Annotated in this window: 14 protein-coding genes; 5 read left to right on the forward strand and 9 right to left on the reverse strand. The window is 63.5% G+C overall.

Annotation, left to right across the window (positions count from 1 at the left end; genetic code table 11):
- The first annotated feature begins 76 nt into the window (after positions 1 to 76).
- Positions 77 to 1,414, forward strand: coding sequence for an ATP-binding protein (locus tag BBIA_RS10655; RefSeq protein ID WP_033492661.1), 1,338 nt, complete (start codon positions 77 to 79; stop codon positions 1,412 to 1,414).
- Between the two features lie 169 nt (positions 1,415 to 1,583).
- On the opposite strand, the gene BBIA_RS10660 is transcribed toward BBIA_RS10655, so the two are convergent.
- The 5 genes from BBIA_RS10660 to BBIA_RS10680 form a co-directional block, all read right to left on the reverse strand.
- Positions 1,584 to 2,606, reverse strand: a complete 1,023-nt coding sequence (locus BBIA_RS10660; RefSeq protein WP_033492662.1) for a LacI family DNA-binding transcriptional regulator — start codon at positions 2,604 to 2,606, stop codon at positions 1,584 to 1,586.
- 243 nt (positions 2,607 to 2,849) lie between these two features.
- Positions 2,850 to 5,573 (reverse strand): glycoside hydrolase family 2 protein, encoded by a 2,724-nt coding sequence (locus tag BBIA_RS10665; RefSeq protein WP_033492663.1) that lies wholly within the window; start codon positions 5,571 to 5,573, stop codon positions 2,850 to 2,852.
- Positions 5,574 to 5,731: 158 nt separating this feature from the next.
- On the reverse strand, positions 5,732 to 6,628 hold the full coding sequence (locus BBIA_RS10670; protein WP_033492665.1) for a carbohydrate ABC transporter permease: 897 nt from the start codon (positions 6,626 to 6,628) through the stop codon (positions 5,732 to 5,734).
- On the reverse strand, positions 6,625 to 7,674 hold the full coding sequence (locus BBIA_RS10675; RefSeq protein ID WP_033492667.1) for a carbohydrate ABC transporter permease: 1,050 nt from the start codon (positions 7,672 to 7,674) through the stop codon (positions 6,625 to 6,627). Before BBIA_RS10675 ends, BBIA_RS10670 begins: the two co-directional genes overlap by 4 nt.
- 221 nt (positions 7,675 to 7,895) lie before the next feature.
- Complete coding sequence (locus BBIA_RS10680; RefSeq protein ID WP_033492669.1) at positions 7,896 to 9,293, reverse strand: ABC transporter substrate-binding protein; 1,398 nt, start codon at positions 9,291 to 9,293, stop codon at positions 7,896 to 7,898.
- Positions 9,294 to 9,732: 439 nt separating this feature from the next.
- Between BBIA_RS10680 and BBIA_RS10685 the strand changes: the two genes are divergently transcribed.
- Both BBIA_RS10685 and BBIA_RS10690 read left to right on the forward strand, forming a co-directional pair.
- The gene (locus BBIA_RS10685; protein WP_051923991.1) at positions 9,733 to 11,790 is read left to right on the forward strand and encodes an ABC transporter ATP-binding protein; all 2,058 of its coding nucleotides are present in this window, start codon (positions 9,733 to 9,735) and stop codon (positions 11,788 to 11,790) included.
- Between the two features lie 443 nt (positions 11,791 to 12,233).
- Positions 12,234 to 13,340 (forward strand): AAA family ATPase, encoded by a 1,107-nt coding sequence (locus BBIA_RS10690; protein WP_033492671.1) that lies wholly within the window; start codon positions 12,234 to 12,236, stop codon positions 13,338 to 13,340.
- A gap of 353 nt (positions 13,341 to 13,693) precedes the next feature.
- Here BBIA_RS10690 and BBIA_RS10695 read toward each other — a convergent pair whose 3' ends face one another.
- Complete coding sequence (locus BBIA_RS10695; RefSeq protein WP_051923992.1) at positions 13,694 to 15,775, reverse strand: beta-galactosidase; 2,082 nt, start codon at positions 15,773 to 15,775, stop codon at positions 13,694 to 13,696.
- A gap of 135 nt (positions 15,776 to 15,910) precedes the next feature.
- Entirely contained in the window at positions 15,911 to 17,293 is a 1,383-nt protein-coding gene (locus tag BBIA_RS10700) for a GH1 family beta-glucosidase (protein ID WP_033492672.1), read from the reverse strand.
- A gap of 189 nt (positions 17,294 to 17,482) precedes the next feature.
- On the opposite strand from BBIA_RS10700, the gene BBIA_RS10705 reads away from it, so the two are divergent.
- Together BBIA_RS10705 and BBIA_RS10710 are read left to right on the forward strand one after the other, a co-directional pair.
- On the forward strand, positions 17,483 to 18,850 hold the full coding sequence (locus BBIA_RS10705; protein ID WP_051923993.1) for a GDSL-type esterase/lipase family protein: 1,368 nt from the start codon (positions 17,483 to 17,485) through the stop codon (positions 18,848 to 18,850).
- 45 nt (positions 18,851 to 18,895) lie between these two features.
- Entirely contained in the window at positions 18,896 to 20,722 is a 1,827-nt protein-coding gene (locus BBIA_RS10710) for a sialate O-acetylesterase family protein (RefSeq protein ID WP_033492674.1), read from the forward strand.
- 92 nt (positions 20,723 to 20,814) lie between these two features.
- Here BBIA_RS10710 and BBIA_RS10715 read toward each other — a convergent pair whose 3' ends face one another.
- Complete coding sequence (locus BBIA_RS10715) at positions 20,815 to 24,786, reverse strand: glycoside hydrolase family 2 TIM barrel-domain containing protein (protein ID WP_033492676.1); 3,972 nt, start codon at positions 24,784 to 24,786, stop codon at positions 20,815 to 20,817.
- Between the two features lie 154 nt (positions 24,787 to 24,940).
- Entirely contained in the window at positions 24,941 to 25,993 is a 1,053-nt protein-coding gene (gene ilvC, locus BBIA_RS10720) for a ketol-acid reductoisomerase (protein WP_033492678.1), read from the reverse strand.
- Positions 25,994 to 26,473 lie beyond the last annotated feature (480 nt).

Genomic DNA, 26,473 nt, shown 5'->3' on the forward strand with positions numbered 1-26,473 from the left:
AACGGGAATAGAAAAGCATACATTGATGTGTTTTTCTGTAATTGTCCACATTTTTCAACGCCTGAAGGACGCTCTCATGATCACACGCAAAGCATACGCGGAACTCGCGGAATGGAAGCGTCGGAAAACCCGCCAAGGACTCCTCGTCACCGGCGCGAGACAGGTAGGAAAGACGACGCTCATCAGACAATTCGGTGCCGACAACTACCGCCGCGTCGCGGAGATCAACTTCATCGAAACGCCGCAGGCCGTGGAAACCGTCAGCAGAGCTACCGACACAAACGACCTGCTGCTACGGCTGTCGGTGCTGTCCGGAGTGCAGATCACGCCAGGAGAAACGCTGCTGTTCCTTGACGAAATCCAGGCGTGCGAGGACATGCTCACTTGGCTGAAATTCCTGTCCGGAGCCAAAGGACTGGACGTCATCGTCTCCGGATCATTGCTCGGTATCGACGTGTTCAACGTACGCTCGATTCCCGTCGGCTTTCTGCAGACCGTACGCATGTATCCGCTGGATTTCCGAGAGTTCTGCACCGCGTGCTCCCTGCCGGATTCGGCGATGGATGCCGTCGCCGACTGCCTGCGTGATCGCCGCCCCATCCCCGACTTCCTGCATGACAAGCTGACTGACCTGTGGTACAAATACCTGCTGATCGGCGGCATGCCCGACGCCGTGCAGTCCTTCATCGATTCGTCCGATATCACCACGGTGCGCAACACGCAGCAGGCCATCTTCGACACCTACGAATACGACATCACCAAATACGTCGACAGTCCGGTCGAACGGCGGCACATCAAAACCATCTACGAGATGATTCCCGGTCAGCTCAATGCCGAAAACAAACGGTTCAAGTTCTCCAAGCTCGGTGAAAACGTACGGTTCGCGCACATGCAGACCGCGTTCGACTGGCTTGCGAACGCAGGGATCGCACTGCCGACGCCGCGAGTACAGGACCCGGAATATCCGCTCGACGCACACGACGATCTCAGCTCGTTCAAACTGTATCTCAACGATGTCGGGCTGCTCACGTCACGGTTGATGCGCAGTGTCGATCTCGATATCATCAATCACCGTTCAACCATGAACTACGGTTCGATTTTCGAGAACGCCGCCGCGCAGGAACTGTTCGCGCAGGGATTCGGCCTGCATTACTACAACCGCAGCAGGATCGGCGAAGTGGATTTCGTCATCCAGCACGGCTTGGATGCCGTCTCGCTCGTCGAAATCAAGTCCGGCAAGGATTACACGCGGCACCGTGCGATGAACAACCTACTCGCCACCGGCAACTACGATTTCGCACACGCCTACGTGTTCCATGATGGCAACGTCGAGGCGACTCATGCCAGCGACGGTCACATCGGCATTGAATATCTGCCGATCTATGCGATCGGATGGCTGGATCCGACGCACTGATGCCTTCTTCCTTAACGGATAACCAGCCGATTTGGGTACCTGAATCGGCTGGTTGTCCGTTAAGGGAGAGGGAGGCGCGAGAAGAGGAGCGGAACGTTATGCGGGGACAGCGAACGCGACGCCGCCTGGCAAAGTCACCCAGACACCACCCAAAGACGCCGCCGCAAAGCTACCCGGCGAGAGGGCCGCTGGAATCGCGGAAGACGAGTTCGCTGGGGGCGTCGATCATGGATTCGACGTCCTCGCCGTCGATCATGTCGAGCAGCATGCGCGCGGACTGGTGGCCTCGCCGGACGACGTTGCGGCTGAGCGCGGTGACGCTTGGAGAGCTCACGTTGCACAGGAACGAGTCGTCCCAGGAGATGATCGACAGCTGGTCGGGCACGCTCACGCCGAGCTTCGCGGCGGTCTGCAGCGCGGCGACGGCCATGACGTCGTTGTCGTAGATGATCGCGGTCGGCGGCTTGGGCAACGACAGCAGACGTTCCGTGCACCGGCGGCCTTCCTCCGGCGAATAATCGGTGTGGAAGCAGCTGTACTGCAGGTCGAGTTCGGCCGTCTCCTCCATGAAGGCGTTGTCGCGGGTGAACGTGTGGCCGAACCGTTCCGGACCGGCCACGCGGGCGATGCGCTGGTGGCCGAGCTCGTGGCAGTAGTCGACGAGCAGGTGCGCGGAGCCTTGTTCGTCGTCGGCCAGCGCGGTCAGGCCGCCGGACATGGACGTGTCGCATAGCAGCAGCACCGGCATCTCGGGGTGCGCGGAGAACAGTTCGACGCGCGGGTCGCCGAGCTCGATGTTCAGCAGCAGCACGCCGTCGACCGCGCCGGTCGCGATCCACTCCTTGAGCACATCCATCTCGGAACGCGCGCTATGCGCGGAACGGACGAGCAGTGAGTACCCCTCGGCCTCCAGTTCGGCGGTCAGGCCGGAAATGAGCTCCATCGTGTAGGTCTCGACGGACAGCACCTGCGTGTCGTAGGTCAGCACGAGGCCGATGGACCGGGTGCTGGCGTCGGAGAGCGATTTGGCGGCGCTGTTGGGTCGCCAGCCCATCTTGTCGGCCACCTTGAGCACCTTGTCTCGCGTGGCCGCGGAGACGCCGGGCTTGTCGTTCAATGCGTAGGAGACGGCGCTGCTGGAGACGCCGGCCGCTTTGGCCACGTCGGAAATGGTCACCTTTGACTTCAGCATGGTTCCGTTCTCCTTTCTTGTTTCACGTACTTCATCGGTTCAGTGGCGGGACGGCCGCAGGTATTTATTCTACCGACGATATGACGTGGAATGACTGTGTGTCATGGGATATGACGGTCTTGGCTCCCTGGACGGAGGGCTGTCAGCGAAGCTGACTGAAGGGGCGAGAAGGCGGTCGCATTGCTCCCCTCAGTCAGCTTCGCTGACAGCTCCCCTCGGAGAGGGGAGCCGAGAGCGGAAAGGTCAGCGCTTGAGATCGTTGGCGCTGCGCAGCACGTTCGGTGCGGCGAACGCGGCCGGGTCGAGTCCGGCGGCGGCCGTGACGTGCCACGTCACCGATTCGCCGGGCAGCAGCGTGACCATGCCGCCGTCGATGCGCGCATCCTGGTCGACCTTGTCGACCATGCAGAACACGTCGCGCACATAGGCGCGGGCGGTGACGGTCAAGTCGTAGCCGCCGTCCGCACCGGCGACGACGCTCGCGTCGATCGGCGTACGGTCGAGCTGCTGGTCGATCACGTCGGCCGGGTTGTAGATCACGCGCGCGAACTCGTCCACGCCGTCGGCCGAAGCCACGACCGGCGTCGCCACGAGGATCTCGTTCGTCGGATCGCCGAACGTCGCGACCGTCTCGTCGAGCGCGAGCGTCACGTGACCCGGCTTGCCGGCCTCGAACGTCACGTCGAACGACTGCGACGCGAGCACCGTGCCGTCGAATCCGCGGCGTTCCACCGTCCACGTGCCGCTCCACGCCTCACGCGTGTCGTTCGCCACGACAAGCGCAAGATGATCGGTCGCGGTCGGCACGCCCTCCCAGCTGTGATCCTCGCGGTACTGTTCGCTCGTGCGCGGCTGGATCGTGGCGAAGCGCGGCGCGAAGAAGTCGCGCGACGCGTACCACAAGGGCTTGCGGTGGCCGTAGTAGTCGACGGCCGCCCACGAGACGACCGGCCAGTCGTCGTTGAGCTGCCAGATCAGCGCGCCCGCGTTGACCGGCTCGAGCGAACGCATATGCTCGACGCCGAAGCGGATCGCCTGCGCCTGCTGCAGCTGGCATGCCCAGTGCCAGTCCTCGATCGACGCCCATTCGTCGGTCGGGATGAGCCAGCTGTGCTCGCCGTCGGACGGCTTGCCGTTCACCACGCCGCCGTAGCTCACGTCGTTGATGTTGCCCGGCGTCAGGTGCGAGCGCATGCCGCGGGCGAGCTTGATGTTGCCGCCCATGGCCTTCTGGTGCACGAGCATCTGCTTGCCGAACGGCTCGAGCTTCTCATCGTGCACGACGCGGGTGAGCGTGCTGAACGCCGGCGGCGCCTGGTAGCCGAACTCGTCGGCGAAGCGCGGCGTGTAGTCGGCGTACTTGCGGTAGTCGACACGGTTCCACACGTCCCAGATGTGCATGGTGCCGTCGATGTCCTTGTTCGCGTCGACGAACTTGGTGAAGCTCATCGGCGAGCTCGGCAGGTAGACGTGCGTCGGGTCGAGCTCGGCGAGCAGCTTCGGGAACAGGTCGGCGTAGTAGTAGTCGCCCCAGCCCTTTTCGCCGTAGCCGTACTCGTTCACGGGCTTGTCGTCGTCGCGCAGCGCCTGCTTGAAGCCACCCCACTCGGAGTAGGCCACGTAGTTCTCGTTCGAGCCGTTCCACACGGTCAGGCTCGGGTGAGAGGAGAGTCGCGTGATGTGCTCGCGAGCCTCGGCCTCGATCTCGGCCTTGGTGTCGGCATCCTCCGGATAGGCGGCGCAGGCGAGCATGAAGTCCTGCCAGACCATCACACCGAGCTCGTCGGCGAGGTCGTAGAATTCATCGGCCTCGTAGATGCTGCCGCCCCAGGCGCGCACCATGTTCGAGTTCGACTCGACGAGATCCTTGAACCGCGCCGCATAGAACGCGCGGTCACCGCGGGACAGGAACGCGTCGACCGGCACCCAGTTGTAGCCGCGCGCGTGCACCGGCACGTCGTTGACGTAGATCTGGAACGGACGGCCGATCTCGTCGGCGCGCGTGTCGACATGGACGGTGCGGAAGCCGACGCGGCCAGTCCACTTGGCGTCCGCGGAGGCAGTAGAGGCGACGGTCACGTCGTACAGCGGCTGCTCGCCGTAGCCGAGCGGCCACCAGCGGCGCACGTCCGGCACGACGGCGGTCAGCGTCGCGGTGTCGCGTCCGTACTCGACCTCGCCGGAAACAGTAACGTTGGCACCGAACCCGGCCACGGTCACACTCACCGGCACCGGCTTCTGCTGCGCGTGCGCGTCGGCCGAGGTCATGACGCGGCCTTCGCCCTCGCGTTCGATCTCGACGGTGGTGGTGAGCACGCCGGAACCGTCGGGGCGCACGTCGACGAGCGGGCGCACGGCCTTGAACCGCACGCCGGACCACGAGTCGATGCCGATCTCGCGCCACATGCCGGCGTTCGCCACGTCGATGCCCCAGTCCCAGCCGAACTGGTAGCTCGGCTTGCGCAGCTGGTTGAACGCGTGGTGTTCGGTGTGCGGATAGTAGCCAAGCACGCGTTCGCGACGGTCGGATTCACGTACGGACGATGCGAACGTGACGGTGAGCGTGTTCTCGCCGTCGCGCAGCTGGCCGCGCGCGTCCCAGCGGTAGGAGCGGTGGTAGTTCTGCGCGTAGCCGACGAACTGTCCGTTGAGCGCGACGGTGGCGACGGTGTCAAGTCCGTACGCGACGAGGTCGTGGCGGGTGCGACCGTTCGCATGCCATGCGAACGTTGTCTCGAACTGCCAGTCGACGTCGCCGATCCACTGCTGATGGTTTTCGTTGTCGCCGTCGAACGGCTCGTCGATGAGCCCTGCGTTGAGCAGGTCGAGGGTGACTTCGCCGGGGACGGTGGCCGGAATGCCGGCGGCGATAGCCTCGCGGACTTCGGCCGGGGCGACCTGCGGGTTGAGCGCGCGGACTGTCCAGCCTTCGGTCAGGGAGCGGAAGGTTTCAGGGGTGTGGGTCATGATGAACGTCCTTGTTGTGATGACGGGTTGGGGTGGGATGGTGTACGTTACGTGATGATGCGACTTGAGGGGAGCGGGAGCGTCGACTCCTTACTCCCCTCAGTCAGCTGCGCTGACAGCTCCCCTCAGAGAGGGGAGCCAAGGCGATACACGGCGGATTATTCCTTGACGGCGCCGGCCGCGACGCCGTTGTAGATCTGCTTCTGGAAGATGAGGAACAGGATCAGCATCGGCAGCAGCGTGATGACCACGCCGGCGCAGATCAGGTTGTACTGGCTGCCCATCGGGCCGGTGAAGGAGTACAGCGCGATGGCGACGGTCTTCAGGCTTTCCTTCTGCAGGTAGAGGTTCGAGGCATAGTACTCGTTGTACACGCCCACGCCCTTCAGAATCATGCAGGTGACGATGGCCGGCTTGAGCAGCGGCAGCAGGATACGCGAGTAGATCGTCCAGTAGGAGGCGCCGTCCATGATGGCCGCCTCGTCGAGCGAGGTGGAGATGTTCTCGAAGTACTGGATGAACACGTAGATCGAGATGACGTCGGTGCCGCACATCATGAGGATGTAGCCCCACATCGTGTTGACGGCGTGCATCTGGACCATCATCTTGTACATCGGGACCTGCATCGCGATGCCCGGGAGCAGCGCGGCGACGGTGAACAGGCCGCGGATGACGGCGTTGCCGGGGAACGTGAAGCGGGAGAGCACGTAGGCGAGCATGGTGCCGATGAGCGTGGTGATGACGAGCACGACCACGAGCACGGTGAGCGAGTTGCGGAACGCGATCGCCATGTTCGACGCCTTGAACGCCTGCACGTAGTTCGCGAAGTTGAACCAGTTGCTCGGCATGGTCATCACCGAGGTGCTCTGGTATTCCTTGGTGGTCTTGGCCGCGGTCACGAAGCAGCTGACCAGCGGGACGATCATCCAGAACGCCACGAAGATGAGCGAGAAGTACTTGATGAAGACCAGCAGGCCGTTCTTCGCCTTGTACCAGAACGAGTTGCTGCGGGCCGCGCTGCGCGCCTTGGCCTGTGCGACGACGTCAGTCATCATGCCACCGCCTTTTCCTTGTTGTTACGGGAGCCGTTGCGAACGATCGGAGCGTTCTTGAGCGCCATCTTGCGGCGCTGCTTCTCGATCTTCGCGGCCTTCTTCTTTGCCTTGGCGACACCGTCGTCGGCATCGCGGAACACGTACTTGAAGAACATCTGCTGCAGGACCGCACAGATCAGGATGATCATGAGCAGGACCACGGCCATGGCGGACGCGAGGCCGACCTTCTGGCTGCCGTGGGCGAGCTGGTCCATGAGGACGAAGTACGTCGCGGTGCCGTTCGCACCGGTGGTGATGACGTACGGGCCTTCGAAGGCGGAGAGCGAACCGGTGATCGACAGGATGATGTTGAGCACGAGGATCGTCTGGATGCCCGGCAGGATGATGTGCTTGAACTGCTGCCACTTGTTCGCACCGTCGATTTCGGCCGCCTCGTACAGCGTCTTGTCGACCGACATGATCGCGCCGATGAACAGGATGACGTTCTGGCCGAGGTAGCGCCAGATGGACGCTCCCACCAGCGACCAGTTGTTGATGCGCTGATCCTTGAGCCAGTAGGGCAGGGAGTCGAGCTGGAAGCCGCACCATTGCAGCACGGTGTCGAACACGTAGCCGCGGGTGTAGAAGAACTTGAAGATGAAGCCGACCGCGATGCCGTTGATGAGGTACGGGAAGAAGTAGACGGCCTTGAAGAAGCCGCCGCCGCGCACCTTGAACGCGAGCATGGTGGACAGGTAGAGCGCGATGGCGACCTGGATGAGCGCGCCGGCCATGTAGTAGAGGCTCAGCTTGAGGGACGACAGCGTATCCGGGCGTGTGAAGACCTCGATGTAGTTCTGCAGGCCGACCCACTTCGGGGTGCCGATGTACTTCATCTTGTAGAAGCTGTAACCCACCATGTTGAAGAACGGCAGGTAGGTGAAGAAGACGAGCAGGGCGAGCGGAATCGCGGAGAACGCAACGATGATCCCTGTCTTGCGCCAGTCCTTCGGCTGAATGTTGTCGGGAATCTCGGCGACTGCCGTTCCCGCTGTTGACGAGGCCATGGGTCCCTCTCTTCGTGTGGTTTCCGCGTTCGGTGCGCGCTCTGTTAGCTGACGTGTGATGCCGTGCGTTGACGTGTGCCGGACGGGGTTGGTGATGTGCGATGGTTGGGAAAGTGTGGAGATGGGAACGGGCAGTCCCCGGCGTTGCCGCTGACGACTGCCCGATCGGGATGGAGGAAGGTTGGAGATGAAGTTGGGTTATGGGTTGGGCAAGCGGAGGCTTACTTGACGACCGTGGTGTACTTGACGTCCACGTTCTCGGTCTTCAGCGCGGCGTTCCACTTCTCGTTCCACTCCTTGACCAGATCGTCGTAGGACTTGGTCTTGTTGGCCGCGTTCTCGACGATGGACTGGACGCGGGCGTCGCCTGCAGCGTTGATGTTGAGCTCGGAGTCGGAGTTGAGGTCGTTGAAGAGGTCCTCTTCGCCTTCGACGGCCGGCTCGTCCTCGACGAAAGTCACGTCCTTGAACTCGGAGTAGACGTCAGGCAGTTCGCCATCGAGGCTCTTGGCGACCGGCAGGCCGCCCTCGTTGGTGGAGAAGTTGGACTTCTCGGTCATCCACTTGACGAAGATCATCGAGGCTTCCTGATTCTCCTTGGAGGAGTCCTTGTTGATGCCGTAGGCGTAGTCGCCGGTGGAGGAGGTGTACTGCTTGCCGTCGACGGTGATCGGGAACGGCATGTAGGCGATGTCATCAGCGTTCGCGCCGACCGACTTGATCTGGGAAACGGCCCAGGAGCCGAGCACCATGGTGGCGATCTTGCCGGAGTTCATCTGGGACTTGGAGCCTTCCCAGTCGGTGGTGGAGAAGTCGTCCTCGATCAGGCCGTCGGCCACGGCGTCGTAGAGGATCTTGTAGACGTTGTAGGCGTGGGTGCCGTCGCCCGGATCGGAGAACGGATCCTGGGTGTGCAGCAGCTCCTGGCTCATGTACTTCGGGTCGCCGGTGGCAGTGCCGCCGATGTAGGCGTCCCAGGCGCCCATGGTCCAGCCGGCCGCGTAGTTGGTGTACAGCGGGATGGCGTCGGTCTTCTCCTTGATGAGCTTGAGGTCGTTGATGAACTCCTCCGGGGTCTTCGGGTTCTCGGTGATGCCGGCGTCCTTGAAGACCTTCTTGTTGTAGACGATGCCGACCGCGTTGCCGGTGGAGGAGATGCCGTAGACCTTGCCGTCGTACTGCTGGCCGTACACGTAGTGCACTTGATCCTTCAGGGTGTCGACGGTGCCGTAGGGCAGGAAGTAGTTCTGCAGCTCGGAGGCGTCGACGGTCGGGATCATCATCATGTCGCCCCAGTCGCCGCCCTGCAGGCGGGTTAGCGCGGCGTCGCCGTAGTTGGTACCGCCTTCGACCTTGACGGTGATGCCCGGATACAGCTTGTTGAACTCCTTGAGGTACTGCTTCCACGTGGTGCCGTTGTAGGAGTCCTGCAGCATGTCGGTGCGCTGGGTGAACAGGTTGATGGTGGTCTTGATGTCCTTGCCGGTGGTGCCGAGCTCGATCTTGTCGTAGGTCAGGTCGGTGGCGCCGTCGGAACCGGTGCTGCTGCCGCAGGCCGCCATGCTGATGGCGCAGACGGCGGCGGTGGCCGCGGTCACGATCTTCTTGAGTGCTTTCATTCCTGTCTCCTTTGCCATTTCAGTAACTGAATAGGTAAAAGCCTTCAGTCCCTTTTGTGGTTTCCGCCGTCGCTCAGCAATGAACTTTAGCGGCGAATACTTCGCAAATCCTTGCGTTTACTGGGTTTGCGTTGTTGGTATCAATATAACACCGCACTTTTGGTTTTGTCAACCGGTTAAGTAACTCCGTTAAACATACCGACGACCAGCGATCGCAACAGTATCGGTTCAGACTGATGTCGATGCTTCACAATCGTTGCAATCATTGATCTTGTGCGTACGTTCATAGCCGATAGGTACGTTCGTACTTAACTGAATCCATAAGTTTATCCGGCCGTTTTCCCGGCGTGTCGCGCGGCTTACGCCCGCAAAGCGCGTCGCCATTACCTTAACTTTCTTCAGTAATGTATGCCATTTACTGAACCGGTTACGTTATCCCTTGCATTTATTAGTCTGTTACCGCAAACACCGCAACGAAGCACGCGAGGAGAGTCAATGTCCGCACCGACTGACGAACCCACCCCCGACGATCTGCAGTCCCCCCGCCCGGACCTCAGCCGCGACATCCACAACGATTGCGGATACTGCCGCATCGCCCACCGATGCAACGCCCGCCGATACCGCCACATCATCCTCCGCGGCATCGGCCACATCATCGGCCGCGGCAACCGTAGGAAACACACGCAGCGACGGCGACGACCGCTGGACCGCCGACGTCCCGCCGGACACACCGTGGTCGTTCACCGAATACATCAACGCCTACCGACGCAACGCCGGCCACCCCGTCCACATCCTCCTGAGCTTCTTCCGCGGCTCCGGCGGCCGGCTCGCCATCGCCACGCTCGCGCTCGTCGCCAAACAGTCGCCGTGCTGGGTGCTGCCGATCGTCACCAGCAACATCATCAACATCATCACCTACCGTGACCAGCACGACCTCAGCGAACTATGGGTCAACCTTACCGTCGCGCTCGTCTTCGTCCTGCAGAACGTACTGAGTACCTGGACCGTCGCCCTGCAGTTCGGCCGCGTCAACCGCAACATCGAACGCAAGCTGCGCGGCAGCCTCGTCGTCAAACTGCAGCAGCTGTCCATCCGCTTCCACAACGAAACGCAGTCCGGTCGCCTGCTGTCGAAGGTCATGCGCGACGTCGAAAACGTCGAGGTCCTCATCGACCAGACCTACCGCAGCCTGCCGATCATCGCGCTCGACATCACCATCGCCATCGTGGTCACCGCCATGCACAGCCCCACCGTGCTGCTGTTCTTCGCGCTCACCGTGCCGGCCGCCGTCATCGCGATCTACTGCTTCCGCAAGCCGATCCGCCAGTCAAACCACGACTTCCGCTCCCAGATGGAACAGACGCAGGCCGCCGTCGCCGAAATGATCGAGATGATCCCCGTCACGCGCGCGCACGGCCTGCAGCACGTCGAGATCGACCACATGAGCAAGCGACTCAACCACATCCACGACACCGGCCTGCGGCTCGACGTCGTCAACGGGCTGTTCGGCGCGACGAGCTGGGTCGTGTTCCAGGTGTTCCAGCTCGGGTGCCTCGCGTTCACGTCGTACCTCGCGCTCAACGGACGCATCCAGATCGGCGACGTGGTGCTGTTCCAGACGTACTTCGCGCAGATCGTCAACTCGATCTCATCGCTGATCAACCTGTACCCGGTGCTCACCAAGGGCATGGAGTCGGTGTCGTCGATCGGCGAGATCCTGCAGGAGACGGACGTGGAGCGCAACGCGCGCGACGTGGAGCCGGCGCGGTTGCGCGGCGACGTGGAGTTCCGGCATGTGGACTTCCGCTACAGTCCGGACTATCCGATGGTGCTACGCGACTTCTCGCTCACGGTGCCAGCCGGGCAGTCGCTCGCGTTCGTGGGCGATTCGGGGTCGGGCAAGTCGACGCTGCTCAAGCTGCTCATCGGGTTCGGCGTGCCGCAGGCCGGATCGGTGCTCGTGGACGGGATCGATTTGAAGGAGATGGACCTCGACGCGTACCGGCGGCAGATCGCCGTGGTGCCGCAGAACACGATCCTGTTCTCGGGCACGCTGCGCGACAACATCATCTACGGGCTCGGCGACGTGGACGACGCCGAGGTGGAGCGCGTGGTGCGCGAGGTCGGGCTGGACGACGTGGTGGCCGAACTGCCGGAGGGATTGGATACGCAGCTCGGCGAGCACGGCGGGACGCTCTCGGGCGGGCAGCGGCAGCGGATCGCGATCGCACGGGCGCTGATCCGGCATCCGCGCATCATCATCTTCGACGAGGCGACGAGCGCGCTCGACTCGGCGTCGGAGCACAAGGTGCAGGCCGCGATCGACCACATGATGGGCCAGTGCACGACGTTCATGGTGGCGCACCGCCTGTCCACGATCCGCAACGCCGATCGGATCGTGGTGATGGAGCACGGGCGCGCCGTCGAGTCCGGCTCCTACGACGACCTCATGGCCGCCCGCGGCAAGTTCTACCGCCTCAAAACCCTGCAGGAATAGGGGACGCCCGCATGGCGCCGGGCACGCACCCCTTTCCCCTTCAACGACATACAGCCGATCTCACCCCGCTAATCGGCCGTATGTCCGTTGAAAGGGAAACGAATAAGGACTTGGGAACGTCCCAACGCGCAGTCTCGCTTCTCTCTCTAACGGACATACAGCCGATCTCGCCCCATCAATCGGCCGTATGTCTGTTGAAAGGTTGAGGCGCTCCCGAAACGCGCTCGCGCAGAGCAATCTTGCGCAGAGCAAGTCGCGCAGAGCAAAGTCTCCTTCCTCGGTCCGATTCCTCTCCCTGATCGCTTCTCCCCTCAACGGACATACAGCCGATTCGGGTGGGGAAATCGGCTGTATGTCCGTTGGCAGACCCTCCCCTTATCTTTTGATATTTTTGATATTTTTGATATTTTTGATTTGGCTACACTCAACGCTAAGGAGGCCTCATGCGGGCGACGGCGAATCCGTTCAAACCCACGGCAGGAGGGGAACCACCGCTGCTCATCGGCCGTTCCAAAATCATCCGAGATTTCGAAAAAGGACTCGACAACGGCGTAGGGGCACCAGGGCGAATCATGTTGATCACCGGTCCACGAGGAACCGGCAAGACAGTATTGTTGACGGTCTTCGGAGACAAGGCCCGTGACAGAAAATGGGACGTCATCGAAGAAACGGCATCCGAAGGCCTCTGCGAACGTCTGGTCAACGAACTGCGCAACAAAGACCGTCTACTCGACCGACTCAGCATACGGCCATCAATCAGTCTCAGCGGAGCAAGCATAAGTCTTGGCGAAGCCGAGCTGTCGCCGAAACGCATGCCCGAGACACTACGCAACGCCATGTCCGAACGACTCGACCTACTCGGCAAGCATCATGCCGGACTGTTGATCTCCATCGATGAAACGCAGGCTGCGCAACGTTCTGACCTCATCGCCCTAGCTACAGCGATTCAGCATCAGATACGAGAACGACGAGACATCGCCATCGTATTCGCAGGGCTGCCGCAGATGGTCTCGGACTTGTTCAATGACGATGTCATCACGTTCCTGCGTCGCGCGAAAACCAACGTACTCACCGATATTCCGATCGCTGACGTACAGGATGCGCTCGGACGCACCTTCCGGACCTCCGGTATGACCATCAGCGAGGATCAACTTCATACGGCTGCGCAGGCGACGGAGGGGTACCCTTACATGATCCAGCTCGTGGGATACCACATCTGGGATGTTGCCGACATGCGAGACTCGGACATCGTGTCGGATCGGGACGTTCACGATGGCCTCGCCGAGGCGCGAATCGATCTCGACAATGCCGTATGCATTCCGGAACTGCACGGATTGTCCCGCAACGACAGGGCCTATCTGGAGGCGATGGCCCAATCCGATACGCCATCAGCCACCAGCGACATCGCAAGGAGAATGGGTAAGACGAATAATTACGCCGCTACGTATCGGAAGCGGCTGCTCGATGCCTATGTCATCAAGGAAACCGAGCGTGGAGAGGTTGACTTTGCGGTGCCGTTCCTGCGCGAATACCTGCAACGGCAACGATAAAACGATAAGACAGCGAAGACACGTTCCGTTGCGTTTCTCGTCTCTTCCTCTTTGCTGACGGACATACAGCCGATTTCACCCCGCTAATCGGCCGTATGTCCGTTGAAAGGTTGAGGCGCCCCCCGAAACGCGCTCGCGCAGAGCAAAGTCTCCTTCCTCGGTCCGATTCCTCTCCTTGATCGCCCCTCCCCTCAACGGACATACAGCCGATTCGGGTGGGGAAATCGGCTGTATGTCCGTTGAAAGGGAAACGAATAAGGACTTGGGAACGTCCCAATGCGCAATCTCGCTTCTCTCTAACGGACATACAGCCGATTTGCGTGCCCGAATCGGCTGTATGTCCGTTAGATGGCCTAGGCCCTGGTTTCGATCAGGCGGACGCCGTAAGGGGCGAGCGTGATCTCCGTTCCGATCGAGACCTCGGCCGGAGTGTCCGCCGCGCCGCCGTCCCCCAGCAGATCAACGCCGTCACAAGGAACGACGACAGCCTGCGACTGCGCGGTGTGGTTGAGCAGGAACGTATACCGCGTGCCGTCGGCAGCGATGCGCACCGTGATCTCGGTGCCGGCGGGGCTGGGCGTCTCGCTGATGCCGGTGCCGTCCAGCAGGTCGTCGACGATCGCACGAGCGGCCGTACCGTTCGGCATCGTGCCGACGTACCAGCAACATCCATCGCCGAAGTCATGCGCGGTGATCGCCGGCGTACCGGCGTAGAACGCGTCGCCGCCGTACCGCGCGAGCACGCGCGTATCGTCGTCGGGATGCATGATGTCGCACAGCAGTCCGCACGCGCCGAACACATCGTCTCCATCCGCCGGCGCCGGCACATCCCCGCGCATCAGCGGCACGGCCATATTCGGCGGCAACGCGTCGGTCTCCTCCGCCCATACGCCGGCCACGTCGCGCAGCGGCACCGGGCACTCGCCCTGGAACAGGTTGTCATGCTCGTCCACGAGCGCGCTCATGGTCGTCAGCAGCAGTCGGCCGCCGCCGCGAACGTATGCACGCAGTCGATCGGCCATATCGCCGCGCAGCATGTACAGGCACGGCGCGAGCACGATATCGTACGCATTGATGTCAACGTTCGCAGACACCACATCCACGGCGATGTTGCGCCGCGCGAACTCGGCGAAGTACCGTTCGCACTCGTCCACGTAGTCAAGGCCGCGGGTCGGCCCGACGCACGCCTCGAGCCCCCACCAGTTCTGGAAGTCGAACATCACGGCCACGCGCGCCGCACTGCGCGATCCGAGCAGCCGCGAACCGAACCGCTTCAGTTCACCACCGAGCTGCGCGACCTCGCGGAACACACGCGTCCGGTTCGACCCGTCGATGTCGATCACCGCACCGTGGAACTTCTCGCAACCGCCGCGTGAACGCCGCAACTGGAAGAACTGCACCGAGTCGGCGCCGTGCGCCACCGCATGCCAGCTCATCTCGCGCATCTGTCCTGGAGCTTTGAGATAGCAGTATTCCTGCCAGTTTTGCCGGCTCGGCGTTTGTTCCATGAGCAGGAACGGCTGGCCGTGCTTGAGGCCGCGGATCACCTCGTGCCAGAACGCGGTGCTCGACGGCTTGGTGTCGCGCTGCGGGTAGCAGTCCCACGAGGCGATGTCGAGGTCGTCGCCCCACGCCTGATAGTCGTAGTTGTCGAAGCGCCACATGAAGTTCGTGGTGACGGGCGTCGCCGCGTCGTGCTCGCGGATGGCGAGTTTCTCGAGGTGGTACGCCTCGCGGATCGAGTCGCTGAAGAAGCGGCGGTAGTCGATCGTGTAGCCGGGCAGCACGGCGCGGTTGCCGTCGATGCCGTCGCCGGCGAAGTCCGGCAGGCCGATCTGGTCGAACGACTGGAACGTACCGCTCCAGAACGCCGTGTTCCAGGCCGCGTTGAGATCGTCGATCGTCGCGTAGTGCTTGCGCAGCCACTGCTGAAACGCTTGAGTACACCGTTCGCAGTAGCAGTATCCGCCGTACTCGTTGCTGATGTGCCAGCCGACAACGTTGGCAAGATGACCGTATCGTTCAGCAAGTTTGCCGGCAAGCGCGGCCGACAGCCGCCGGTAGACGGGACTGTTCGGGCAGGCGTCGTGGCGTTCGCCCTGCCGATGCTTGCGACCGAAGAAGTCGACGCGTTCGACTTCGGGGTACTGGAGCGACAGCCATGACGGCAGCGCGCCGGTGGACGTGGCCATGATGATGCTCATGCCGGCCTTGGTGACCGTGTCGACGATGCGGTCGAGGCGGCTGAAATCGTATTCATGTTCACTGGGCTGCAGGCTGGCCCACGAGAACACGTTGAGCGTGACCTCGTTGATGCCGGCCTCGTGGAACAGTTCCATGTCCTTGGCCCAGATCTCCTCGGGCCACTGTTCCGGGTTGTAGTCGCCGCCGTAGAGCATGCGCCCGTCAGCTGCTGACACCGTTGTCATCGTCATGATTATTAGCTCCTTGCCATGTGTGTCATGTGTGCGTTGCACGCGCATACCGCAGTGGCGGAAAACGCTCGCTCAGCCGGTGCCGAGCGAGCGTTTTCCGCCACTGCGGTTGCAGGATATCGGATCAGCGACCCGTCACAGCACCGGCAGCTCGCGCGAGGCGATGAGCTTCTGGTACCACTTGAAGCTGTCCTTCGGGGTGCGCTCCTGCGTCTCGTAGTTCACGTAGGTGATGCCGAAGCGCTTGGTGTAGCCGAACGCCCACTCGAAGTTGTCGAGCATCGACCACACGAAGTAGCCGCGCAGGTCCACGCCGGCCTCGATCGCGCGACGGGCCGCGTCGAAGTGCTTGGTGAGGTAGGAGATGCGCTTGTCGTCGTGCACGGCCTTGGTGCCGTCGGCCTCGGTGACGAGCTCGTCGGCGCACGCGATGCCGTTCTCGGTGATGAACAGCGGAAGCTCCGGGTAGTCGTTGTGCACGCGCACGAGCAGGTCGTACAGGCCGTTCGGATCGATGTTCCAGCCCATTTCGGTGTGCTCGCCCGGGGTCGGCAGCCAGTCGATGTCGCTGCAGCCGGGGAACGTGCTTGCCTCGGTGGACTGCGGGAACTGCGGGCGGTCGCTCATCTTGACCAGGCTAGTCGAGTAGTAGTTGATGCCGAGCAGGTCGATCGGCTGGTGGATCTGCTCGAGATCGCCGTCCTTGATGAACGACCAGTCGCAGATGCCCTTGGTGACCGCGAACAGCTCGTCCGGGTAGTATCCGCGCAGCATCGGGTCGAGGAAGACACGGTTGCCGATCAGGTCGGTGCGGTGCACGGCGTCCGCGTCGCCGCGGTTGAACTGGAGGTTGAGGGTGACGGCGACGCGCGCGTCGTCCTTGATCGTGCCGCGCAGCGCCTGCACCATGAGGCCGTGGGCGAGGTTGAGGTGGTGGACCGCCTCGAATGCGACCGGGCCGCCGCCCATGCCCGGGGCGTGCTCGGTGCCGCCGTAGCTCAGGTAGGAGGAGCACCACGGCTCGTTGAGCGTGATCCACGTGTCGACGCGGTCGCCGAGACGTTCGGCCACGCGGCGCGTGTAGTCGGCCACGCGATAGGCGGTGTCGCGATTCAGCCAGCCGCCCTTGTCGCCGAGATACTGCGGCAGATCCCAGTGGTACAGCGTGGCGCACGGCTTGATGCCGTTGGCGAGCAGTTCGTCGACGACGCGCTCGTAAAAATCAAGGCCCTTCTCGTTGGTCGGGCCGCCCTCCGTGGGCACGATGCGAGGCATGGCGATGGAGAAGCGGTAGGCGTCGACACCGAGCTCCTTGAGCAGCGCGATGTCTTCCTTGTAGCGGTGGTACGAGTCGGTGGCCACGTCGCCAGTGTCGCCGTTGAACGTACGGCCAGGGGTGTGGGAGAAGGTGTCCCAGATGGACGGGCAGCGGCCGTCTTCGGTTGCTGCACCTTCGATCTGGTAGGAGGCTGTGGCGGTGCCGAACATGAAGGCGTCGGGGACGATGGGGAGAGTCATCGATGATTCCTTTCTCTGCATTGGTACGCATCGGTCGATTCCGTTAGCGACCGATTGGTAGTTGATAACGTCCACGACGAGTGTATCATGTTTTTATGAACCGGTTAAGGTGTTGTGCGACGGCGCGTCGCGGCATCGAATACACCGGCTGGACAGCTGTTCAGCAGATAACAACGCAAAGGACAAGTCATGATAGACAGCAACGACGCACGAGTCATCATCGCCCCCAACGATCCGGCACTGCGCACGATGGGCCGCATCGACGACGCCGATCCGCCCCGACCGATCTGGGTCTACCCGTACACGCAGGTCGCATTCCGCTTTACCGGCACGTCGCTGACCGCGGATCTCATCAACTACTGGAACTACGGCGACAGCCATCTCGAAGTCATCATCGACGGCGTGACCGCCAAAGTACGCATCCCGTCCGGATTCGTCGGACTCAACGACATGCCCAACAGCAGCACCGCATCGCACGATCCGACCGACGACATGCAACCCGAGACATCAGTCGCACTCCCCGCACCAGCCAGTCCGCGCACGCCGTTCGGCACCGGCTGGACGAACGCACTTCCCAACTCTTCCTCCGACGCGACGGTGACGCCGGTCACTGTCACTCTCGCCGACAATCTGCCGAACATCGAACACACGGCAATCGTGTGCAAACGGCAGGACGGTCAGCATTACGTGCAGCTGTTCGGCTTCGGGCTCGACGCCGGCGCGCGTGTGCTGCCGCCGCTCGACCCCGCGCCCGTCCGGCGCATGGAGATCTTCGGCGATTCGGTGTCCTGCGGCGAGCGCAACGAAGCCGCGCTGTATGTCGGCAAGCTCGATCCGGACGTCGATCTGAGTTCGTACAGCAACGCGTGGATGTCGTACGGCGCGATCGCGGCGCGCAGGCTCGGCGCCGCGCTGCACGACGTGTCGCAGGGCGGCGCGTCGCTGATCGATGGCATCGGCTGGTTCCGCGGACCGGACTATATCGGGCAGGAGAGCATCTGGGACCGCGTCGAATACAACCCAACGCTCGGCGAGACCAAGCCGTGGGATTTCGCGCGGTACACGCCGCAGGTCGTGGTGATCGCGATCGGCCAGAACGATGCGCATCCGGACGATTTCATGGCGCGCGACTATCACGGCGAGCAGGCGGCGCACTGGCGTTCACGGTACGTGGACTTCCTGCGGTCGCTGCACGAACGGTATCCGCATGCGACGATCATCTGCACCACCACTGTGCTGCGGCACGACCCGGCATGGGACCGGGCAATCGACGAGGCCGTGTACACGTTCAACGCCGATCTGGCCGCCGAAGCGCAGGATTTGGCTGCATTGTGCCAACTGGGCATGGGGGCCGCCGCGGAACACGCCGCCTCTGCCGGAAATCGTCCGGCCGGACCGTCCGCTTCGGTCGGTCATGCACCCGTGGCCTACCATTTCCTCTACTCGCGCAACGGAGTGGCCACTCCGGGCCATCCGCGCGTCGCGGAGCACGAGGAAATGGCTCGCGAACTCGCCGCCTTCATCGAATCGCTCGGCCCGTCCGTCTGGAACGACTGACCGGCACCCATCGGACACCCCCATACGACCTATCAAGGAAGCATCATGAGCAAACCCATTGCCACCGGCCCCGCACCGGGATCGGACGCCAGCACCAAAACCGCCTCCTCCGGCGCGAAGGACCGCACCGTCAGCGGATCGCTGCGCGTGGCCGCCGTGTTTAGCGATCACATGGTGATGCAGCGCAATCGACCCATTCCTGTTTTCGGCACGGCACCGGCCGGATCGGTCATCCACGTCGAACTGCAGAGCACAAACGGAGGCTCACAAACCGAGACTCTGCGCGCGGCGTCCATCGTCACCGCGAGCGAGCATTGGCTGGTCGAGTTGCCGGCGGTACCGGCCGGCGGTACCTACACATTGCTTGTTTCACGTGAAACACCACGCGACGCAACGCACGAACCGCCATGCGAGACCCTCACGTTCGTCGACGTCGTTGTCGGCGAAGTCTGGCTCGCCGGCGGACAGAGCAACATGGAACTCGAACTGCGCAACAGCGGACATGCGGATACGGCCGTCGCGGCGAGCGCCGACCCGCTGCTGCGTTTCTACAACACGCCGAAAACCGGCGTCGTCGATCCGGCCACGGAAGCGCAGTCCGGCTGGGTGACGAGCAGTCCGGAAACCAGCGGCTATATGTCCGCTGTGGCATACCACTTCGCACGGAAACTGCGCGCCGAACTCGGCCCGGACATGCCGGTCGGCATCATCGACTGCTATATCGGCGGCACATCGATCACCTCGTGGATGAGCCGCGCCACGCTGGAGACGTGCGAGGCCGGACGCGGGTATCTCGCGCGGTTCGACGCGGCGATCGCCGGCAAGACGGACGCGCAGTTCGCCGCGGAAACGACGGCGTGGCAGACAAAGTTCGACGCGTGGAACGACGCTATCGGAGCCGCGCGCGCGGCGGAGCCGGACATCACGTGGGACACGCTGAACGCGCGGTACGGCGAGTGCCCGTGGCCGCCGCCGGTTACGCCGACCTCCCAGTACCGGCCGACCGGACCGTTCGGCACGATGGTCGAACGCGTCGCGCCGTACGGCGTGGCCGGATTCCTGTGGTATCAGGGAGAGGAGGACGAGGCGCACTGCGAGTCGTACCGTGAACTGCTGGGACTGATGATCGACGAGTGGCGCGGATTGTGGAACCGCTCGGATGACTGCGCCTACGGGCGTGGCACCGACTGCACGCACCGTACCGACGGCTGTGGATATGGTGCGCCGCTGCCGTTCCTGATCGTGCAGCTGCCGCAGTGGATCGACAAAAACACGGCCGCCGCGCATGCCGACCCGCTGCACTGGCCGGTCATCCGCGAGGCCCAGTGGGACGCGGCGTGCACGATTGCGAACGTGTTCACCGTGACGACTATCGACTGCGGCGAATTCGACAACATCCATCCAACCAACAAGCGCACGCCTGGCGAACGCCTCGCCGACTGCGCGCTGCGCAACGTGTATGGGCGCGACGACATCGCCGTGGACGGGCCGACGCCGGTCGATGCGACGGTCGTCAATACCGTCACAGGCACCGTCACGCTACGGCTCGATCACGCGAACAGGCTGCATTTCGACGGTACGGTTCCCGGCACGTACGGACGCGATCCCGGCAACAACACGGCAAACGACGAGCCGGCTCACCGCGACGCCGGCGACTCCGGCTTCGAACTGGCCGGCGAGGACGGCGTCTTCCACCCGGCCGACGCGGTCATCGCGTGCGGGGACGAACATCACGGCGGCACGGTCACGCTGCGCTCCCCCGCCGTCGCCCATCCAACGGCCGTGCGTTACGCGTGGCGCAGCTGGGGCCCCGCGCCCCTCTTCAACGAGTCCGGCCTCCCCGCTCCCCCATTCCGCCGCTCCCTGCGGTAGACCATCGGACTGCATAAACGAAAGCCGGTTGCCACGTGAGGTGTGGCAACCGGCTTTCGTTGGTTTATGGCACTTGGCTTATAGCGTCCGGATCAGCGAACCGAGGGCACGAAGCCGACGGCGAAGGTGAAGCGCTCCGCGTCGAGGCGGTACTGCTTGATCAGGGCCGGGCCGCAGCTGTTGGAGCCGATGCCGGACTGCGCGTAGTCCACGCACACCACGGTCGAAGCGGCTTCCTCGAGCTCGCTGTTGTGCATCTTGCGCGTCAGCTCCTCGGCCGTGTACGGCAGCGCCTGGAAATCGAACGTGGACGGCGAGGCATCGGCCGCAACCTCGTCCGCCGCGCCGTCCGCAGCATCCGCCGCAGCGTTGGCAGCAACCCCGCCGAACACAGTGAGCGCCATGCCGTCGCCGGCCACGCTCGCCCAGTCGCAATCGTGGTGGTTGCCGTTCTCCTGCGGCTTGATGTACGGCTCGAACAGCGTCTGCGGCGTGCCGGCGAACACGCCGTGCCAACTGGCGCGGCGCTTGTCGACGTAGCTCTCGATCGGGCCGAGGCCGCAGTACGTCACGTCGTGCAGCGCCTTGGGCACGAACAGGCGCAGGCCGAAGCGCGGCAGGAACGGGAACGCCGGATCGCGCGTCACGTCCATGGTCAGTTCGATCGCGCCGTTCGGATGGATCGTCCACGTCGCGTCGACGGTGGCGATGCGTTGCACGATCGGCGCGACCAGGCCGATGCGGGCCTGGACCGTCACGTCGCCGGCCACGGCCACCGTGCCGTCGTCGAAGCCGCCGAATCCGGCGTCGGCCGCATGCGCGCCGCCCGCGTCGCCGAACGACGCGACGAGCTCTGGCTCGCCTTCGGTCTGCGCGGCGATCTCCGGCGCGACCATGTCCATGTCGGAGACGACGGACGATTCGGCGCCGGGCTGGGCGGAGACCAGATCGTCCTCGTCGACCAGCACGTCGACAGCGTATGCACGTGCGTAGGCGCGGTCGAACTGCGCGCGCTCCCACTCGTGACGCACGTTGCGATCGTTGTCGGTGGGCGCGCGCCAGATGTTGAGCTCCATCGGACGGTCGAGCAGCGAGCGGTTCGCGTACGTCATCGACGAGAACAGACCCGTGCGCTTGTCGATCGCGTAACGGAAGTCGGGAGACTCGACGGTGATTTCAGCGGACGTCTCGCTGACGGTGAGCAGCGCCGGAATCGCAGACCCGACATGCGCGTCGGCGCACGCACCGTCGCACGGCGACTTGCCGCACGCCTCGTCATCGCCGCAGTCGTCGCACGCGCCGCCGCAGCAGCCCTTGCCGGCATCACGACCGCCGCAACAACCGTCCTCGGCACCAGCCGCACCGGACTCGTCGCGCGCCGCCTCGAGCAGCGCGACCACGGTCTGGTTGCGCGGATCGGCCGTCGGCACTGCGACCTCGTCGAAGCCGAGCGGGAAGCCGGCGAGCAGCACGCCGTCGTCGGTCAGGCGATACGTGCGCACGAGCAGCGTCGCCTTGCCCGCGCCACGCTCGCCCAGTTCGGCGATGGCCGCGCGGATCTCGGTCGGCAACTCGACCGTCGTCTCGCCGTGCGGTTCGATCGCGGGCATGGCCGGCGTGTAATTGCCGGGATGCTCCATGCGGAACGCGTCGCCCGCGGCCGGATCCTCCTCCCACGAAGCGTTCACGACCGGCTGGCCGTCGACCACGAGCGTGAAGTCGAGGAACAGGCCGGCGTCGGCGGTGTTGAGGAAGTCGTAGTAGTTGTGCAGCGTGACCGTGCCCGCGGCCGGGTCGAATCCGGCGACGCGCACCGGGCGGTACACGTTCTTGAACTCGAGCAGGCCGGTGTGCGGCGTGCGGTCGGGGTAGACGAGGCCATCCATGCAGAAGTTGCCGTCGTGCGGATACTCGCCCGAGTCGCCGCCGTACGCATACTCGCGCTTGCCGGCCGCGTTCGTGCCGCGGTCGATCGCATGGTCGCACCACTCCCAGATGCAGCCGCCGACCAGGCCGTCATAGCGCTGGATGCGGTCGAAGTAGTCCTCGAGGTCGCCCGGGCCGTTGCCCATCGCGTGGCAGAACTCGCACATGAAGTACGGCTTGACGCCGTTGTCGCCATCGTCGCCGCCGAAGGTGCCGTCGCGCTTGCCGTCCGGAGTGCGCGGGCCCTCCTCGGAGAAGTACTGGTCGATGTCCTCGAGCGACGGGTACATGCGCGAGTGCACGTCAAGATGGCTGAAATCGTATTCACGGTCGGCGGTCACGTAGCGCGCGGATTCGTAGTGGGTCAGGCGGCTCGGGTCGAACGCATGCGTCCATTCGAGCGCAGCCTCGAACGTGCAGCCGTACGCGCACTCGTTGCCCATCGACCAGAAGATGATCGACGCGTGGTTCTTGTCGCGCTCGACGCAGCGCTGCACGCGGTCGACGGTGGGCGCGATCCACGCCGGATTGTCGGCGATCAGACGCGGCCAGCGCTGAGCGTGCGCGTCCCAGCTGTCGTCCTTGGCGATCGCAACGTCGGTGCCGTGGCTTTCGTCGTCGGCCTCGCCGATCACGTAGAAGCCGAGCTTGTCGTACAGGTCGTAGAAGTGCGGCGCGTTCGGATAGTGGCTGGTGCGGATCGCGTTGACGTTGTGCTCCTTCATCAGCGTCAGGTCGCGCATGATCTGCGCCTCGCTGATGACCGGGCCGGTCACGGGGTCGGAGTCGTGGCGGTTGACGCCGTGGATCTTGATCGGCTTGCCGTTGACCTTGACCACGTTGCCGTCGACGCTGACCTCGCGAATGCCAACGTGGTCGGTGATGACCTCGTTCGCCGTGGTGTAGACGATCGTGTACAGATACGGCGTTTCGGCGGTCCACAGCTGCGGGTCGTCGACGACGAGCCGCGCATGCGCGGTCGGCAGGAACGCGCTGTCGCCGGCGGCGGAGTCCGTGTCGACGATCGTCGGGGACGCGGTGCCGGTCGCGATCGCGACGTGCAGCGCGTTTTCCGCGTCGCTCGGCTCGCCGTCGTCGACGTCGGCGATCTCGTCGATCGACTCGATCTCGCCTTCCTCGAGATCGTCGTCGGCAGTCGCGTCATCGGCCGCAACGTCGTCGATCGGCTCGGCCTGCGTTTCGGCGACGAGCTCGCCGTCCGCGTCGAACAGCTGCACGGTCACGGGCACGTCCACGTCGTCGTAGAACGCGAAATCGACGTCGATCGTCGCATGGTCAACCGGCGACGCGTCGTATTCGGCGTCGGTCAGATCGTCGAGCAGGCGCGGGTCGACGTTGCGCCAGATCGCCGTGTGCGCGAAGTAGTCGCGGACCGCGTCCTCCGGACGGTCAAGCAGGTAGACGTCGCGGAAGATACCGGACATGCGGAACTTGTCCTGATCTTCCTGATAGCTGCCGTCGCACCACTTGAGCACAAGTACGGCGAGGATGTTCATGCCGTTGTCGAGCGCGTCGGTCACATCAAATTCGCTCGTGGAGTGGGAGACCTGCGAGTAGCCGATGAACCGGCCGTTCAGCCACACGTAGAAGCACGAGTCCACACCCTCGAAATTCAGGAAGGTGCGCGGGGCATCCGGGTTCGGCGTGTGCTCGAACTCGTGGATGTAGACGCCGCACGGATCGTCCTGCGGCACGTACGGCGGGTCGAGCGGGTACGGATAGTTGACGTTCGTGTACTCGTGGCCGTCGAATCCGTGGTTCTGCCAGACGCTCGGCACCGGGATCGCGGTGAAGCCGGCGGCTTCGCGGCCGTGGCTGACGGCGGCGCGATGCTCCCACGACTCCAGGTCGGCGGGGGCGCCGGTGCCATCGAAGCCGTCGTCGCAGAACGCCGGGCGGCCGGCGGCGCGGGCGGCTTCCACGTCGGCGTCAAGATCGTAGATGCTCTTGTAGTACTTGAAGTCCCAGTCGCCGTTGAGCAGCTGGAAACGGTCGGAGTTCGCGCGCTTCTCGCCGACCGTGTCCATGCGCCGCGACGCGGGGACGTAGTAGGCGCGGTTCGGCTCGGTGCCGACGTGCAGGGTGGTGAGGTCTTCGTAATACCGTGGGATGAACATGCGGTGCTGCGCTCCTTTGGGCTCGACTGGACGGTATCGCTGATAACGCTACCATCATGTGCTGTCCGGCGTGCCTGAATACGACGAAGCCGCCGCTTCCGTATGAACGGAAAACGACGGCTTGCCGTATGCTGCCTAGCCTAATGGCGTAATGTCACTGCACCTGGGCGCGGGCGATCTTGCCGGTGAAGGAGTTGGCCTCGTCGGCGTCCTTGACGCCGTCCTTGTTCCAAGAGAACATGGCGCGCAGCTTCGGGCCGACGGTCTCGATGCGCTCGTTGGAGTACTTCTCCTGCAGCTCCTTGAAGTGCGGGGCGCCGGCATCCTGATCGTCGATGAACTCCTTAGCGAAGGAGCCGTCCTGGATGCGCTGCAGGTGGTATTCCATGCGCTTGCGGCAGTCCTCGTTGATGACGGTGTTGGTGTAGTCGCCGTACTGGGCGGTGTCAGAGCAGGACCAACGGGCCTTGTTCAGACCACCCTCGTTCATCAGGTCGACGAGCATCTTGAGCTCGTGGCAGACCTCGAAGTAGGCGATCTCCGGCTGGTAGCCGGCGTCGGTGAGGACCTCGAAGCCCATTTCGACGAGCTTGTTCACGCCACCCATGAGGACGTTCTGCTCGCCGAAGAGATCGGTCTCGGTCTCCTCCTTGAAGGTGGTCTTGATGGCGCCAGCGCGCAGGGCGCCCAGAGCCTTCGCGTAGGCCAGGGTCAGCGCCCAGCCGTCGCCGCGCGGGTCCTGCTCGACAGCCACGACGACCGGGACGCCACGGCCAGCGGCGTACTCACGACGAACGATGTGGCCCGGGCCCTTCGGCGCGACCATGAACACCGGGTGATCCTCGGACGGCTTGATGTAGCCGTAGTGGATGTTAAAGCCGTGAGCGAACGCGACGGCCGCGCCCGGCTTGATGTTGGGCTCGATGTCGTTGGCCCAAATGGTGCGCTGGTACTGGTCGGGGGCGAGGATCATGATGACGTCGGCCTCGGCGGCGGCTTCCGGAACGGACTTCACTTCGAGGCCCTGCTCCTTGGCGAACTCGACCGACTTGGAGGTCGGACGCAGGCCGACGACCACGTCGACGCCCGAATCGCGCAGGTTCAGCGCGTGAGCGTGACCCTGGGAACCGTAGCCGATGATCGCGACCTTCTTGCCTTCGAGCACGGAAAGATCGCCGTCGTTTTCATACCAGATCTGTGCAGCCATGTAAGCACTCCTTGTACTTGCGTGCCGTCAGCGTTTGCCGGCACACGGTGTTGTGTGGTTGCGCATTATGCTTTTGTGTACTGATGTACAACATTCTGCGCGTTTGGGGGTTCGGGATGGGTTTCCCGAGCGGTCTCAAGCGTGAGGATTTTGTCCTCGAAACTGCTCCCCATCCTACCGATAACCCCGTCGCCATCCGGTCATCGTCCACAACGTGAGCCACGTCACTCTTCAAACATGGACATTCCGGCGGCGTCCGCCACGCCGTCGTCACTATGCGCGCGCAATCGAACGGCGCGCGCATAGTGATGATTCTGCGCTCCGAAACATCACTGAGTGCACGCCGAGCACACGGTTGCGCGCACTGGGTGACGATTCATTGACGGTCCGCTGACAGCCCGCAACGCAAACAGCCGCCGCTCCGGATGAATGGAGCGGCGGCTGTTACGAAAGCCGTTTTGCTATCGGCTATGCGCGGTT

This window comes from Bifidobacterium biavatii DSM 23969 (genome assembly GCF_000741165.1).
In the GTDB taxonomy this organism is placed as follows: domain Bacteria; phylum Actinomycetota; class Actinomycetes; order Actinomycetales; family Bifidobacteriaceae; genus Bifidobacterium; species Bifidobacterium biavatii.